Here is a 17,800-nt window from a genome sequence, read left to right on the forward strand (position 1 = left end):
AAAAGATGAAGGAGATATTTAGAAATAAGAGTTTTTTGTTATTATTCTTGGGAAGAATTATAACAAACATTGGCGATAGTATCTATTACGTAGCGGCAATGTGGTTAGTTTATGATCTCAGTGGAAGTACTTTTTACACAGGGTTAGCTGGTTTTTTAATATTAGCACCTAAAGCTCTACAGTTCTTAACAGGTCCTTTCGTTGATCGATGGAGAATTAAAAAAACGTTAGTGACTACCCAAGTGCTTCAGTGTGTGCTCATATTAATTATTCCAATCTCGTATCTAGGTGGTTTCTTATCTGTACCGTTAATTTTAATTCTTATGCCCATTATTGCCATGATTGAAGAATTTGCGTATCCCACTCAAAGTAAAGCACTACCTTTGATTTTGGATAAAGAACAACTGGTTAAAGGGAATTCACTCTTTGCATTTGCTTACCAGGGTATTGATATTGTGTTCAATGCTCTTGGAGGAATATTAGTAGCTCTTATGGGAGCTGTGACCCTTTTTTGGATTGATTCCATCACCTTTGCTATCACTTCATTACTATTTATGTTTTTAAGAACTCCTCACACCACGACTGTTCAAAATCTCACCACTAAACCTTCTATAAAAGCAAGTGTAAAGACTTATTTCCAACAATTAAATGAAGGGTTTTCTATCGTTTTTAGATCTCTCTATATAACTATTTTGCTAGGCGCCGTCGCAGCAAATTTTGCTATAGGTATTACAATGTCCATTCTTCCAGATTACGCAAATGAATTAGGGGGAGTAGAGTTATATGGATTATTACTTGCTGCTGTTTCTGCTGGTACATTGATTGGCGCTTTAGGCGGGGGGATTCTAGGAAAGTATCGTGTTGGGAAGTCAGTGATTATTTGCTTTACTGCTGGTTCTCTATTCTGGTTCGCGTCAGGATTTATGCCATGGACATGGTTAACCATTACAATGTTTGGCATTGCTTGGATTCCTATTGGAGCAATCAATGTCTTGTTTATGGCTGTCACTCAATCCGTCGTGCCAAATGAAAAGTTAGGGAGAATATCTTCTGTAATACAAAGTGTTAGTGTAGTAGCTATGCCGATAGGTTCTTTATTAGGGGGGATCACTGCCGACTTATGGGGAAGTAAAATAGTCTTTACTTCAGCTCCGATAGGAGTATTATCTATGGCAATAATATGGTTTATCCTTCCTTCTTTGAAAGGATTGCCTAGGGCTGATGAGATTGATGCAGGAACTTTCAACTTATCTTCTACTAATAAAGAAGTTCAAGAGACCCATGCTTAAACAATTTATAAAGCTTCTTCTCCTTGCGATGGAGAAGAAGCTTTTTTTTTAATCTATAGTGAAATCCATGAAGACTTTGTTTCATAGTTGAGTACAAAAGTCCTTAGTGTACGTAATAGCTGTGGTTTTTCAGTATCTAGTAAATATTGTTCAGTACTAAGTATAATATACTATGAAAACGATATGTTTAATTTCGTATTTAAATGATGAGAGGATATTGCTAAATATAAATGGACTAATAATACTTTTGGTTTAGCCTTCTTAAAAGGAATGAAGACTCTAATTGTATGCTGCTTGGTTAAAACAGTATATTTTTAGAAAATATTTCAAAATGAGTAAAAAGTCCTCGTGATATGATTTAGAACCTTATTCTACCAATTGTATTGTAAAAAAAGTTAACCGTTTAAATGGATCAAAAGACCTAAAATCACCTTAGGGTGAATTGCAAATATTTTACTACTGTGCTAATTTTACTAGCGTAGAAATTGATGAAAAATAAAAAAATCGAAGCAGGGGGTCAATATGGATATAGCTAATAAAAATATTCATAAGCGTCAAATGTTAGAGAAAAAGCTAGCTCAATTGGCAAAAGCAAAAAAACAATCCTCTCGAATTCCTATTCGTAAAAATGGTGAACGAATCAAACTCTCCTCAGCGCAAGAGAGAATGTTGTTTATGAATCTTATGAGTCCTGAATCAAACGCATACAGAATTCCAGAAGCGTATAAGTTGACTGGATCTTTAGATCTTGAGAGGTTTGAGCAATCATTGAACAAGATCATTGAAAGGCACGAGATTCTAAGAACACAATTTACCCAAGTTGAAGAAGGTCCCTATCAAGTCGTTAAGCCGTTCCAAAAAAAAGACTTATCAGTTACAGAATTATACCATCTGCCTTTAAACCAAAGAGTTCAGGAAGCTGAAAAGGCAATACTTCATAAGACAAATAAAACCTTTGAATTATTGGACGTTGACTTGTGGGAATATGAATTAATAGAAATCAAAGAAGACGTTCATGTGTTTTATATTAACTTTCATCACAGTATTGCAGACGGTTGGTCATTGGGAGTTTTTTGGAATGAATTATGTGATTTTTATAATAACGGTTTAGTAAACGAAGCTCTGGAACTTCCAATTCAGTATGGGGATTATTCAAATTGGGAGAGGAGTGATGAAAATGAAATCCAAGTTCGTAAGCATTTAGCTTATTGGAGAGAAGAGCTAAAAGATAGTTCTCCCACTAAATTACCGAGTGATATTGAACCTAGCAACGATTTTAGCGATGGGATTTCCTGTTTAGAAGTACCTTTTGAATTGCAACAAAAAATTGAAGAAGAATGCAAAAAATACAATGTGACTCCATATACTTATCTTTTTGCTGTGTATAATATCTTGCTTTATAAGTATTCGCATAGTTTAGATATTATCGTTGGTACGCCAGTTTCAGGACGAGATGTGAGTGAGGTCCAAAACCTTATTGGATTATTCGTCAATACTTTAGCCATTCGCATGGAAATTAAAGAAGATGAGACGTTTGATCACCATCTTTTTAAATTGAAAGAGAAGATATTAAAAGGAATGGATCACCAAGGGGTTCCATTTAATAGAGTGGTCAAAGAACTAAAGCCAACTAGAGATATTTCAGAACATCCATTTTTTCAAACTACTTTTACCTATCAATCTTCAGTTAAAGAATCTTTAACTTTAAATGGAATAGCAAAAGAATCATTAGAGTTAACCAACGATGGATCAAAGTTTGACTTTAGTTTTTTTGTATTAAAAGAAAACGAACAACATATGAAAATCCTCTCAGAATATAAAACCTTCCTTTACAACAAGAGCACGATTGAACAGTTCATGAATCAATACATACATTTGATAGAAACTATTATCCACAATCCTCATGTACCTGTTCGTTCGTTGTCTATACTTTCCAAAAAAGAGCAACAAATTATAGACAAGAATACTAAAAATCAATGGAGTATTCCTGCTTTTCAATCAATCCCTAAATTATTTGAATACCAAACTCAACTTCACCCAAATGATATTTCTGTTCGTGAGCATGATCAATCTTATTCCTATAAAGAGATAAACAAGCAGTCGGATGCTCTTGCGAACCACCTTCTTCAATTAGGGATAGAAAGTGAAGAATTCGTAGGCGTTTATTTAAAGAGATCTAAAGATATGATCGTAAGTATCTTAGGAATTATGAAGGCTGGTGCGGCTTATGTTCCTTTGGATCCAGCTTATCCTGAAGACAGATTGAAATACATGGTTCAAAAATCAAATATTCGGTATGTCATTAGTCAAGCGGGGCAACACGAAGAGTGGTCAAATGTTGAGAGTATCAGCATCAATTCCATTGGAAGATGTAATCAAGCCGTTGAGCCTGTTTCTATTCGTCCTAATCAAGCAGCCTATATGATATTTACTTCGGGTTCCACGGGGAAACCTAAAGGGGTTGTAATTGAGCACTCAAGTTTAATTAACTTAGTATTTGCTCAGAATAAAATGTTAGATATAAAACCTGAAGATCGTATTATTCAGTTTGCATCTATGAGCTTTGATGCATCGATGTGGGAAATTTTTATGGCGTTAGGAAATGGCGCTACCTTATGCTTATTGCCAGACGATTTTAGAAACTTGGACCGAGATATTATTGAGTTACTTAACCTATACGAAATAACGATTGGAACTTTCCCCCCTTCATTCTTAATGAATATTCATCCAAACGATTTACCTTCCCTAGAAAAAGTAGTCGTGGCGGGGGAGAAGTGTCCTGTATCTCTAGCGGAAAAATGGTCTACCTCAAAAAGGTTTTGGAATGCATATGGCCCATCGGAGACAACGGTATGTGCGACAGCTTATGAATTCCTTGGTGGAGACAAAATTCCAATAGGGAAACCGATAGCCAATACTGAAGTGTACGTTTTTGATTCGAATTTTAATCAGGTACCGATTGGAGTTCCAGGAGAATTATATATAGGTGGAGACGGTTTAGCACGGGGATATTGTAATGATCGTGAAAAGACTGAAGCTGCTTTTCATTTCGTTCATACAACATCAGGAAAAAAAAGATTATATAAAACTGGTGATCTAGTCATGTTTAATCAGTTAGGTGAGTTGGAGTTTATAGACCGTGTCGATCAACAAGTGAAGATTAACGGTCACAGAGTTGAATTGGGTGAAATAGAAAATTGTTTAATGCAAATGAAAGAAATCGTTCAAGCCGTAGTTTTATTTGAAAAAAATCAAAACAAGCTCTATGCCTATTATGTAGCCAATGCAGGGACAGAAGTTGACCATACAGCTATAATTCAAACACTCAAAAAACAACTACCAATTTATATGATTCCATCTGCTCTTCATCGAATTGACTCGGTTCCGCTTACACCAAATGGAAAAGTGGATAAGAAACAGTTAAGTCTTACCCGCATAAGTAGTGAAAAAACAGTGCCACCTATAAGTCAAGTAGAAGAGGCAACATCAAAACAAATTATGATTATGAACATAATGAGCCAAATTTTAAATAAAGAAGTGGGGCCGACAGATAACTTTTTTGACCATGGAGGGGACTCGCTCCTGATTTTAAAAGTGATTAATAAATTAAGAGAACAAGGATATGTTGTAACACCAAGAAATTTTTATAAGTTTCCTACACCGGTGTCCTTATCTAATCATGTAAAAGAATCGGAAGATAAAGTCCTATCAACACCTATTTTAACAGGGGAATTCGAACTCTCTCCTATACAGAAGTGGTTTTTTCAGCAAAATATTACTGATGAGCACCATTGGAACTTCTCATTAAGTTTTGATATTTCATATGACCTATCTATGGAAGACTTGCGACAGGTGATTAGAAGGTTGCTCATGCAACATGATGCACTTCGTCTTGCTTTCCCGAGAGTAGATGGGAAAAGGACTACACAAGAGTATAAAGCTGTAGATGATATCCCAATTATCTTTCACTCTATTTCTGAAGAGGATCAATTTACACAGGTTGTTCAAAATCTTGAAGAGTACTATCAATCTACACTTAATCTCGAAAATTATGTATTTAAGTCCGTATATATAACAGATAGGAATGGCAGTCACTCCAATCGTTTAATGCTGATTATTCATCATTTAGTGACGGATTGGTTATCAGGTTCTGTGTTGGAAGAAGACCTAAGAAAACTTTTAAAACTGCAGCGTAATGGTGCAAGTATTGAGCTACCGCCAAAAGCTACCTCTTTTGAAGAGTGGGTTCGACAATTACACACTTATAGTCGCTCTGAAACGCTCATAGATGAAAGAAGTGGCTGGCAAGAAATCACTAACGAGATTCGCTTTCAGCCTAAACTACCAGTAGATTGGAACGGGGCTAATCTTAGGAATTCCACTAGTCGGGTCGAAATAGTTCTTGATGAGTCTACCACGGCTAGTTTATTAAAGAATAGTAAAGAGGAGTTCTCAGCAACGATGGAAGCAGTGCTGTTAGCTAGCTTGGTTAAGGTGCTGAACAAATGGACAAAAAACAACCAAGTCGCAATCCATATGGATAGTCATGGTCGAGAGGACTTGTTTGATGATGTAGAAATCTCTAGGACGATTGGTTGGTTTACGAATATCTATCCATTATTAGTTGAGGTGAAGCCTGACTTTACGGTTAAGGAAACTGTAGCACGAGTGAAAGAAAATATGAATCTGATGAGAAACAATGGGCTTGGTTATGGCGTTCTACATTATTTAACTGACCTATTAGGTCCTCATGATCCAACACCAGAAATCTTATTTAACTTTTTCGGGCAAGATTACCAACAAAAGTCAGAAGACTCTGTCGATGATGGTGTGAAAAGTGTTCCACAATGTACAGGTTCATTAAACAGCCCTAAGCAAGAGCGTCTGCATACTTTTGAGATTTTAGGAGCGGTTAGGGAAGGCCGATTGTGCTTGGCCTGGCAATATTCTTCTAATCTTCATAAAAGGGAAACAATCGAAAAGTTAACGCAATCACTAAAAAGCAACCTTATACAAATTTCTAATAAAACAAGCACTCTTGTATAACTAGCTGATTCAATTAAGAGAGAGGGAGATGGAGATGTATCAAAGGGATACCTCTGCCTTGGAGTCAAATGACACCAAGGCAGAGATGGATTTTAAATCGATCATAGACGTATTCATAGAACAAGTTCAGCGGACACCAGACGCTGTGGCCATTAAAGATACTGACTTTTCTATTACTTATAAGGAATTGGATTGCAAATCAAACAAAGTTGCGGTTCAACTTCGTAAAGCTGGGGTTCGAGAAGGTGAAATAGTCGGTACCTTGATGGAACGTTCTATTAATTTGTTTACTACTTGGATTGGGATTCTTAAGGCAGGTGGAGGCTATTTACCAATAGATCCAGATAATCCTGGAGAGAGAATACAGTACATACTAGAGGATTCTGAAATTAAGTACTTAATTTCAAATAAGAAGAATGCTAATACAATAGAAAAAGATTCTATTACAACCCTAAATATCGAAAACATGATAGATCATGCTGAGTCTGTTGACTACGTGGCAGATGTTGCTGGAGATACCGAACGTCTAGCTTATCTTATCTACACCTCAGGTTCTACAGGTAAACCTAAAGGTATATCTATACCTCAAAAAGGTGTGTTAAGGGTTACTAAAGATGCAGACTATATTCATATATGCTCCGAAGATAAGATGGCGCAATTGTCGAATGCTTCATTTGATGCGATTACTTTTGAAGCCTGGGGGAGTTTGTTAAACGGAGCCCAACTAATTATCGCCCCAAAGGAGATTATTTACTCACCAGTAGAATTATGTGAGTGGTTGCATGAACAACAAGTTTCTATAATCTTTGTAACGACCGCTTTGTTTCATAAGATCTCACAAGAGGCTCCTGAAGGGTTGAAAGGTCTTCGTTACGTATTATTCGGGGGAGAAGCGTGTCATTCGCATTGGGTTTATAATGTTTTGCGGAAAGGAGCTCCTGAGCATTTGTTACATGTTTATGGGCCCTCAGAGTGTACAACGTTTGCAACATCTTATGAAGTTTTACTTGATCATCAAGGAGAGAATAACGGCATTCCTATAGGTAAAGCTATTACACGGACTGAGTTGTATGTTGTAGACGAAGATATGAATCTTGTTCAGCCTGGCGAAGTTGGGGAACTATTACTGGGTGGAGACGGACTTGCGTTTGGTTACCACAATCGACCTGAGTTAACAAAAGAAAAATTTGTGAGATCCCCATTTAATAATAATGGAAAAGATGGGGTCATTTATAAGACTGGGGACTTGGTAAGATCCCTGCCAAGTGGAGATATACAGTACGTAAATAGAATAGATAACCAGGTGAAAGTAAGAGGGTTTCGCATTGAGTTAGGTGAGATTGAAGCAGCGTTTAAACAACTCTCCTATATAAAAGATGTAATCGTATTATTAGACCAGGACTCCAATGGAGAGAAAAGATTAAGTAGTTATTATAGTTTAAAACCGAATGAACATATTTCTAAAAAGCAAGTTATCGATGAACTGAAAGATAAACTTCCATATTACATGCTTCCTGCTTTGTTAAAAGAGATAGAATCATTCCCATTAAATGCCAACGGAAAGATTGACAAACATAAATTACCTAAACCGGTTCCTGAGGATTTTCATATCGAAGATTATGTTGCTCCAGCTAATGAGTTAGAACGAGTGTTAGCTAATATATGGGAAGATGTTTTAGGAACACAAAAAATTGGTGTAAGGGACGACTTCTTTCAGATTGGTGGACACTCATTATTAGCCACACAAGTATTATCAAGAATTCGAAGTGAATTTAATAAAGAGATCAGTTTTGCCAAGTTCTTCACAAATCCAACTATTTCAGGATTAGCAAGTTATATAGAAAGCGTTCGTTATGAAATTAATGAGGAAATGATAGGGAAGTTCTTAAGGGAAGATCAACATTACCCTCTCTCGCTAGAACAAAAGCGATTGTGGTTCATGAACCAATATAATGATGAAGACCTTTCTTATATTATTTCGTTTCTTTATCCATTACAAGTACAAATCGATGCGGATAGGTTGGAGCAATCCCTCCAATTATTAATGAAAAGGCAAACTTCATTGCGAACGGTTTTCAAAAGTCATGATGGGATCCCTTACCAGGAAGTGTTGAAGAATTTAAGTATTCTTCTAGAACACATTGAATTGAAGACACAAGGTGAAGAAGATAACAAAGTGGAAATGGCTAATTTGCTTAAAGAGTATAGTGAGAATTCATTTGATTTGGATAAGGGTCCGTTGATAAAGGTCTTCCTTTTTCAAGGTAACTCCAAATTTCATCTAGGTGTTTTGGTTCATCACATTATTTTTGACGGTTGGTCAGAACAGATCTTCATCAATGAATTGAATGAGATTTATCAATCTATAGAAAGTAATCGCTCCTTAGCGTTAGAGCCATTATCTATTGATTACAAGGATTACTCTATGTGGCAAAATACTCTGAAAGAAGAAAGATTAGATGAACAGTTATTATTTTGGAAAGAGAAGCTAAAAGGTGAACTTCCAGTTTTAGAGCTGCCTAGCGAAAATGATAGGAAATCAATAACCACAAATGGAGATAGTATTCATTTCGAGCTTCCGAAGGATCTCGAACATAAAGTAAAACGCTTTAGTCAAATAGAGGGCGGCACACCTTACATGACTTTATTAGCCATTTTTAAGGTGTTGCTTTCTCGTTATACTGAGCAAAGCGATCTTATCGTAGGTACATCCGTTTTAGGTCGTCCAAAGAAAGAACTAGAGAACTTAATAGGTTTTTTCGTAAATACTGTTGCAATTCGTTCAACCGTACAGAATGATAGACGGTTTAAACAGTATTTCAGTGAGCTTAAGCAATCATGCTTGGAAGCTTTCTCTAATCAAGATATACCATTTGATAAGCTAGTTGAGGAATTGCAGCCTGAACGCTCCGAAAGTCATACACCAATCGTTCAGGTGATGTTCAATTATCATGCCTTCACATCAAGTCAATCTGGCAATGATTTAATAAGGGATCATCTGCCCCTCAGTAAATCACATACGAAGTTTGACATGACACTGAGCTTTACTGAAAAGACAGATCACCTATTAGGAGAACTGGAGTTTAAAACCGACCTTTTTACAAACGATCAAATGCAAACCTTCATCAAGCATTATATGAACTTGGTAAACGAAATATTGGAAGATACAGAACAACTTATTCAAGACGTAAAATTTATCGATCAGAACGAAATAGACGGATTAAAACAAGATGATTCAGGCCCAGTGACTTATGGGAAGAAAAACATTTTCACCTTGTTCAAGGAAAGAGCATATGAACAGTTAAACGAAATAGCTCTTGAAGTTGGAGAAACGACTATGACTTATGAGGAGCTCTTAAATCGTACTGAGATCGTAGCACATTTTTTAAGGCAACAGGGTATTACACCACGCGATGTAGTTGGAATTCATGCTGATAAAAGCATCCATACGGTCATTTCAAAATTAGCTGTATTTAAAATAGGTGCTTGTTTGCTGCCTATTGACGTGAACTTTCCTGGGGTAAGAAAGAAGCATATGATTCAAACTACTCCTCCGAAGCTGATTATAGTAAATGCACAAACGAAGGACATGGAGCGTGTGTGGGAAGGTCCGCTTGTAAATGTTGAAAGGATAGAGAATAGCGGGAATGAAGGGCAAGTAATAGAGGAAGAGTCTATAGATCATTGCGAGGATGCTTATATTATCTACACTTCTGGATCTACAGGAAAGCCCAAAGCTGTAATAAATGGACAACAAGGGATCTTAAATTATAGAGATTTCATGAAGAATGAATTAAGTGTAAGTAACAGAGATACCGTTCTTCAACTCGCTTCTTTTTCTGTAGATGGTTTTATGCGGGATCTAATCATACCCTTAACCTTAGGATCAAAAGTCATCATGGTTTCTGAAGATCAAAAAAGAAATGCAAAGAGCTTAATGGATATAATCCAGACCAAAGAGATTACTTGTATTCTTAGCCTTGTTCCTTCCTTTTTAAGTGTTTTCTTAGACATTACCCATCTCAAAGCAAGAGATACGCAAACACTGAGATTAGTTCTGTCAAGCGGTGAACATTTAAGTAGGAAAGTCATAGATAAATTCTATGATCGCTTTCCTGGAAACGTACAATTGTTTAATTTGTATGGGCCAACAGAATGTACATTAACGACTACGTACAAACTTGTAAGTTCTAGTCAACAAAATAGTAATAGTGTAGGTCGTCCTATTCAGAATATGAACGTCTATATCTTAGATCAACAATTAAATCCTGTACCTCCGGGAGTTGTTGGTGAAATCTATATTGGCGGAATCGGGGTAGCTCATCGCTATCATGATCCTGACAAAACAAAAACTCACTTTATTTCTAATCCGTTTAACTGTGAAGGTATGATCTATAAGACTGGAGATAAGGGCTGTCGATTAATGAATGGGGAAATTGGTCTTAAAGGCAGAACAGATCGACAAGCTAAGATTCATGGCTTCCGTGTAGAATTAGATGAAGTTGAGAGAATTATGGAACAAGCCCCAGGAGTAAAGAGAGCCTTTGCTGTCGTAGAAAAAAACTTAGATGACCATAATAATTTGGAGTCCTTCGTTTTTCCAGTAGACAAGGGAGCATTTAATATAGAAGCGATCTATGAGTTTATGATGGAACAAGTTCCAAGTTACATGGTTCCAAACGCCATCCATTGCTTGAGAGAAATTCCTCTTACTCCTAATGGGAAAGTAGATAGAAATAAATTGAATGAAAAGACGCTCACTCTTTCTTCCATACACGAGGAAGATCTTAATCTGACGTCAACCGAGCAATCTATTATCAATATTTGGGCGAATGTATTAGACCGGCATGAGATCGGTGTTTTCGATAATTTCTTCTATATAGGCGGACATTCGATTTTGGCTATGAGGATCTTATCGTTCATCCAAAAGGAATTTAACGTAGCTATTCCAGTAAGTACATTTTTTGTGAAGCCCACGGTTCGCTTACTCGCAAAGGAAATCGATAATCAAATAGGAAGTGAACAACAAGCTTATGTACGCCCATCAATACGTAGGGTTTCTAGAAACAATGATTACTACAGGGGGAAGTAATGTGGATATGAATAACGGAGATGTAAACGCAGGTACACATAATGTAATTGATCTTCCAATGTCATATAGTCAGCAACGACTATGGTTTCTTCAAGATTTCGATAAGAAGATGACGGCTTATAACATTCCATTCATGCTTACTTTTAATGGAGCATTAGATGAGAAGGTTTTTGAGGACTGCTTAATAGAAATCGTAAAACGACACGAGGTATTTCGAACAACCTTCACACAACAAAAAGGTACGTATGTTCAAAGGATTCATATGTTCGAATCTGTGAATCTCCAAAAAATAGATTATAGCCAGTACGATATTGAGGAAGCTAGGGATTTAGCGGAAAAATGTATCAATCACGATAATTTTCATGTATACGATCTTGAGAAAGGTCCATTATACTTCTTTAAAATCTATCGATTAAGTCCAAGGGAATATATATTCTACGCAAACGTGCACCATATTATTTTTGATCGTTGGTCCTTTAATGTACTTCTTCATGAATTGCAGACGCTATACAACCATGAAGAAATGAATAAAAGTAATGTCCTTCCTCCTTTAGATATACAATTTGCAGATTACGCTGTTTGGCAACAAGAGCAGCTTTCCGCAGCCATTACGGAGCAACTTACTTATTGGAAGGAAAAACTATCTGGCGAGCTTCCGGTTCTAGAACTCCCAACAAATGCCCCGAGAACAACGGAACAAACATTTAAGGGTGACCTAGTTACGTTTGACCTCACTAGGGCTTTATCAGAGGATGTTCTTCAGTTTTGTCATGAGTATGGTGTGACCCCGAATATGTTTTTCCTTAGTATCTATAAAATTCTGCTAAGTAAATACACTCGGGAGAATGACCTCTTAATTGGAACCCCAATTGCAGGAAGGCATCATCAAGAAACAGAAGGTATGCTTGGCTTTTTCGTTAACACACTTATAATTCGTACACAGGTGGATGGGCATCAGACCTTTGTTGAATATTTAAATGGTGTAAAGCAAACATGTTTAGAAGCGTATTCTAATCAAGATGTTCCGTTTGAAAAGATTGTTGAAGAAGTAAATCCAAATCGAAGCATTAGCGTTACTCCGATTATCCAGTCAGTATTTTCAATGCAAAATGCTTTAACAGACAATGTAAGCTTTAAGGGGTTAACGGTTACCAGTAACGATATTCAAACAAAGACAGCTAAAAATGACTTAGCGCTCTTAATGGAAAGTAACGATTCTGTTTTTAGTGGAGTTATCGAATATAACAGTGACCTTTTCCAAGAGAAAACAATTGAACGATTTAAGAATCATTTTGTTCTTTTAACAGAATCGATTCTCGAAGACCCTAGCGGTCAAGTTGGTTCTCTATCTTATTTAACAAATGAAGAGGTAAATCTATTTAATGAAATAAATCAAGTAACCACTCGAGATGTTGAAGATACGATTGTGCAGAGGTTTGAGAAACAAGTGAAAAATGCACCGGAAAATATCGCAATTCGTTATGAGCATCAAACAATAAGTTACAAACAATTAAATGAGAGAGCAAACGATGTTGCCAGAAAGTTGTTAGAACAAGGGGTACAACCACATCGCCCCATTGCCGTTTGTGTGGATCGCTCTATTAATACATGTATCGCGCTCCTTTCTATATTAAAAGCTGGTTGTTTTTATTTACCTATTGAGTCATCACTTCCGAAAAAGCGTATTAAGTACATGATTCATGATGGAGATCCTCAACTCGTAATAACACAGAAAGGGTATGCGGATTTATTCGAAGATTCGATGACAAACGTATATCTTATTGAAGATCACGTGTATGATCCGGAAGGAAAACAACCCTTTACCAGTTTAGCTGTCACCCCTGGCGATCAAGCCTATTTAATATATACATCTGGCTCCACTGGAAAACCAAAGGGTGTGTCTGTTTTAAATAGAGGAGTCATTCGACTTGTGAGTGATCAGGAGTATGCTCCAGTCAAGGATCATGATCGGGTCGCCCAAATTTCTAGCCTTACGTTTGATGTAGCTTCATTTGAAATATGGGGGGCATTGTTAAACGGTGCAGAATTAACTATAGCGAATCGGGAAACCGTCCTAGATCCAACTAAATTAAGTGAATGGATATCGATTCACAATGTAACGACTATGGCTATACCTTCGTCACTCTTTAACCAAGTAGCTCAATTTAAACCAAACACCTTCCGTAATATGAATAATGTGCTCGTAGGTGGTGAAGCATGTAGTAAGAAATGGATGAATGAGGTCCTGAAAGAAGGGGCGCCGAAGCGTTTGCTTAACTCATATGGTCCTAGTGAAAGTACGACTATAACAACAAATTATATTGTAAATCACTCTGAAAATTATATTCAAATAGAAAATATTCCTATAGGCAAACCGATTAATAACACTGAAGTTTACGTACTAGATGAGTATTTGCAACAAGTCCCGATAGGAGTATCAGGGGAATTATATATAGGTGGAGATGGTCTAGCAACCGGGTATTGGAATCGACCAGATCTTACAACTGAGAAGTTTATAGAAGAGCATGTCTCGTTAAGGAAACGTCTTTATAAAACGGGGGACTTGGTGAAAATTTCAGAAGATGGTCATTTATTGTTTGTTGGACGGACAGATGACCAAGTAAAAGTTAGAGGGTTCAGAATTGAGCTAGGTGAGATAGAAGAGGTCCTAGAGAAATCTGGGTTTGTTAAGGATGCGACTGTCCTCTTGCATAAGACTGAATTAGGAGAAAAGAGTTTAGTAGCTTATTATACACCAATCCAAGCAAAATCAAGTGAAGACATTAGAGGTGTTCTTCAAAAAGAGTTACCAGACTATATGGTGCCTTCTGCTTTTATAGGAATGGATAAGATGCCATTGACTACAAATGGGAAGGTGGATAAAGCTAAATTACCTACACCGTCTAGAGAACACTTTGAACATCTGGATTACGTTGCTCCGAGAACAGATCTTGAACAAACCATTGCGACGATATGGGGAGACGTATTAAAAGTCGAATCGGTTGGAGTTCATGATCACTTCTTTAAAATAGGTGGACATTCCTTACTGGCTGCTTTTGTTACAAACGAAATGTCAGAAGTGCTGGGCGTGAAAGTGGAGCTTCAAACATTGTTCAGTCACCCTACGATTGCGACGTTAGCTAATGAAGTTTCTTCGCAAATGGACAAGAAGGATTCAAAGTCACAGGATAATCAAATAAATAGAGTTGAACTTGAACATAATCGTTATCCCCTTTCCTATGCCCAGCAACGATTATGGTTTCTTTATCAGTACGATCCAACTGATCGTTCATATAATATTCCCTTTGCCTACTCGATACATTCTAAAGTTAATCTTGATCGATTATTAAGATCAGTACATGCACTTATTCAAAACTATTCTATTTTCCAGACTAACTTCTTTCAAGAGGACGGGGCACCTTACCAATTAGTAGGAAGGAATAACGAATTTAACATTCCCGTCAAAGATGTGAAAAGCATTCAAGAATACGTCAATCAAGAAGCGTGGAGGCCTTTTAATCTGAGTAATGAATCGCTCATTCGGTGTCAATTAGTACGTGAGCCTGGGGAGAATGAAGTATTACTCTTTACAATCCACCATATTATCTTTGATGGTCACTCTGCACAATTATTCATGGAAGAGTTAAATAAATGTATTCGTAATGAAGAGAATCTTGCAGATAGTGTGAGGGGAGAGAACCTTCGGTATGTCGATTATGCATACTGGGAACAAAAGCATTCTAGCAAAACATCCTGGGGTCACCAATTAAGCTACTGGAAAGATCAACTAGGTGGCGATTTACCTATTTTAGAACTACCATCAGATAAGAGAAGGTCAAACGTTCAAACGTCTAGTGGTAAAAGCGTTAAAAGGTACATCCATAAAGAATTGATTGAAAAATTAGAAAACGTGAGTCGAGAAGAAGACGTTACAATGTATATGACGTTGTTAGGTGCTTTTAATGTTCTTCTTTATCACTATACAGCTCAAAGAGATTTAATTGTAGGTACTCCTGTACATGGAAGAAATTCTAAAGAACTTGAAGGGGTTATGGGCTTCTTTGTCAATACGCTTCCGATACGGACGCTCGTTGACGGAAAGATGAACTTTCAAGATTACGTTTCTCTAGTAAAATATCATTTTCTTCAGGCGTACTCCAATCAAGATGTCCCATTTGAGAAGATCGTGGAAGAGATAGAACCAGAAAGAGATGAGAGTCGTAACCCTATATTTCAGGTTATGTTCTCTTACTTTGAGCATGTGCAAGGTGAAGCGGAAGAAAACTTACTGATCCCTTACGAGATTGAAAATAAGACCACCAAGGTCGATTTATCATTGAACGTTGAGCGTTTAGTAGACGGGATCGAGTTAGAATTCCAATATAATGATGATGTGCTAGAGGATGGATTTATGAATCAATTTAGTCGTCATTATATCAATGTGTTAAACGAAATTGTTGAAGGTGTAAAGGCACCTATTGGTTCTTTATCACTTCTTGACGATGAAGAGGTTACAGCTCTCTTGCCACAACGCTTTGAAGATCCGACCCAAGATGGTTCTTACTTCTATGAAAAAGTGGACGAAGTTGCTCAAAAGTCCCCAAATAAAGAAGCGGTTAGGCATAATGGTATTTCTATAACTTATAAAAACTTGGAGATACAATCAAATCAAGTAGCCAACTACTTAAAGGCTATAGGATTAAAGAGACAGGATTCCATTGGGGTTTATTTAGATAAAAGCCTTAAAACATTACCTGTTGTTATTGGGGTAATGAAAGCAGGTTGTATCTTCGTACCTCTTGACCCTCAACATCCAAATGAAAGAGTACAATACATTGCTAAAGACATTGAGTTAGCTTCAATTATTACAGAGGATCAATATGTAGATAAATTAATAGATTATAAGAACGTCGTTAATATTGATAAAGATTGGAACAAAATTTTAAGTAGTGATCCTAACTTGGAAGGCATTTATTCAGATGATGACATTGCCTACGTGATCTATACATCAGGAACAACTGGAGATCCTAAAGGAGTAAAGGTTAGTCATCAAAGTCTTGCCATCTCTATTCCTTCTTGGTTAGAGGCATATGAAACGAATAACGTTTCAAGGTTTTTGCAGATGTCTAGTATTGCATTTGATGTGTTTATTCAAGATATGGTCCGTAGTCTTGGTTCGGGCGGTTGCTTAGTCTTATGTGACAAAGAAATTATTTTGGATCCAAAAGAATTATACGGATTAATGACACGAGAGAAGATCGATTTTGCAGAGTTTGTTCCAGCCGCGTTGAAACATTTAATCGTGTATTTGAAAAGCGAACAAAAGAAGCTTAAGGATTTAAAAGTCATTGTATCAGGGGCAGACACACTGTATGCGAAGGATTTTACTACTATTCAACCTTTCTTTAATCGTCATGTCTCTCTTTACAATTCTTATGGTGTGACAGAAGTAACTGTTGATAACACTTATTTTAAGCTTCAAGAGGGCACAAATCTAACTACAGATATTGTACCGATTGGTAAACCTTTCAAGCATATTGAAGTATATATCTTAAATGATGAAAGACAATTTAGTCCATTTGGTGTTCGGGGTGAATTATACCTTGGAGGTCTAGCTGTTTCTGAGGGATATCACAATAAAGAAGATTTAACAAATGCTTCATTCATTCCAAATCCGTTCAAAGGTGGAGAACGTTTATATAAAACCGGAGATCTAGTGAGATTTTTGAAAGATGGGCATTTAGAGTTTTTAGGTAGAAAAGATCGACAAGTTAAGATTCGAGGTTTCCGTATAGAATTAAGCGAAATTGAAGCTAGAATGAGGAAGTTTGATGGGGTTGAGCATGGATTAGTTAAAGTAGTTTCCGAACGGGAGCAACAATTTATCGTAGCTTATGTGATAAGAAACGAAAGGTATAATGCTAGTAAGCTTATTCAGTATTTAAAAGAAGCATTGCCTCCATATATGGTTCCGCATAGTGTTAAGGAAATGGAGGAATTCCCAGTAAATGCGAATGGGAAAATTGATTATAACCGACTTCCGAACGTAGACATTTCCAATCATCAGGAAAAAGAGATTATATATCCAGAGACAGAATTAGAAGAGAAAGTTGCTGAAGTATGGAGTGACATATTAAACGTGAACAACATCGATATTCACGATAATTTCTTCACCATTGGTGGACATTCGCTGCTTGCTATTAAAGTGACTTCAAGATTACAACAGTTATTCGGAATATCTGTACCACTAAAAGTGATGTTTCAATATTCTACAATTAAGGGTCTTGCTGAATTTATAGAGAGTGAATTTTGGAAGCAGATTGAAAGTATGTCCGAGGAAGAAGCTGAGGAGCTCTTAAAGAAATAGGAGGGA

Annotated in this window: 4 protein-coding genes; all 4 read left to right on the forward strand. The window is 36.8% G+C overall.

Features of this window, described 5'->3' with window-relative positions:
- Positions 1 to 5: 5 nt before the first annotated feature.
- The 4 genes from ACYX4O_RS03010 (at position 6) to ACYX4O_RS03025 (ending at position 17,794) form a co-directional block, all read left to right on the forward strand.
- Entirely contained in the window at positions 6 to 1,289 is a 1,284-nt protein-coding gene (locus ACYX4O_RS03010) for an MFS transporter (protein WP_476354476.1), read from the forward strand.
- Between the two features lie 522 nt (positions 1,290 to 1,811).
- Entirely contained in the window at positions 1,812 to 6,335 is a 4,524-nt protein-coding gene (locus ACYX4O_RS03015) for an amino acid adenylation domain-containing protein (protein WP_476354478.1), read from the forward strand.
- A gap of 28 nt (positions 6,336 to 6,363) precedes the next feature.
- Positions 6,364 to 11,427, forward strand: a complete 5,064-nt coding sequence (locus tag ACYX4O_RS03020; protein WP_476354480.1) for an amino acid adenylation domain-containing protein — start codon at positions 6,364 to 6,366, stop codon at positions 11,425 to 11,427.
- Complete coding sequence (locus tag ACYX4O_RS03025) at positions 11,354 to 17,794, forward strand: amino acid adenylation domain-containing protein (RefSeq protein ID WP_476354482.1); 6,441 nt, start codon at positions 11,354 to 11,356, stop codon at positions 17,792 to 17,794. Before ACYX4O_RS03020 ends, ACYX4O_RS03025 begins: the two co-directional genes overlap by 74 nt.
- Positions 17,795 to 17,800 lie beyond the last annotated feature (6 nt).

It is taken from the genome of Pontibacillus sp. ABV4_188, assembly GCF_056311905.1.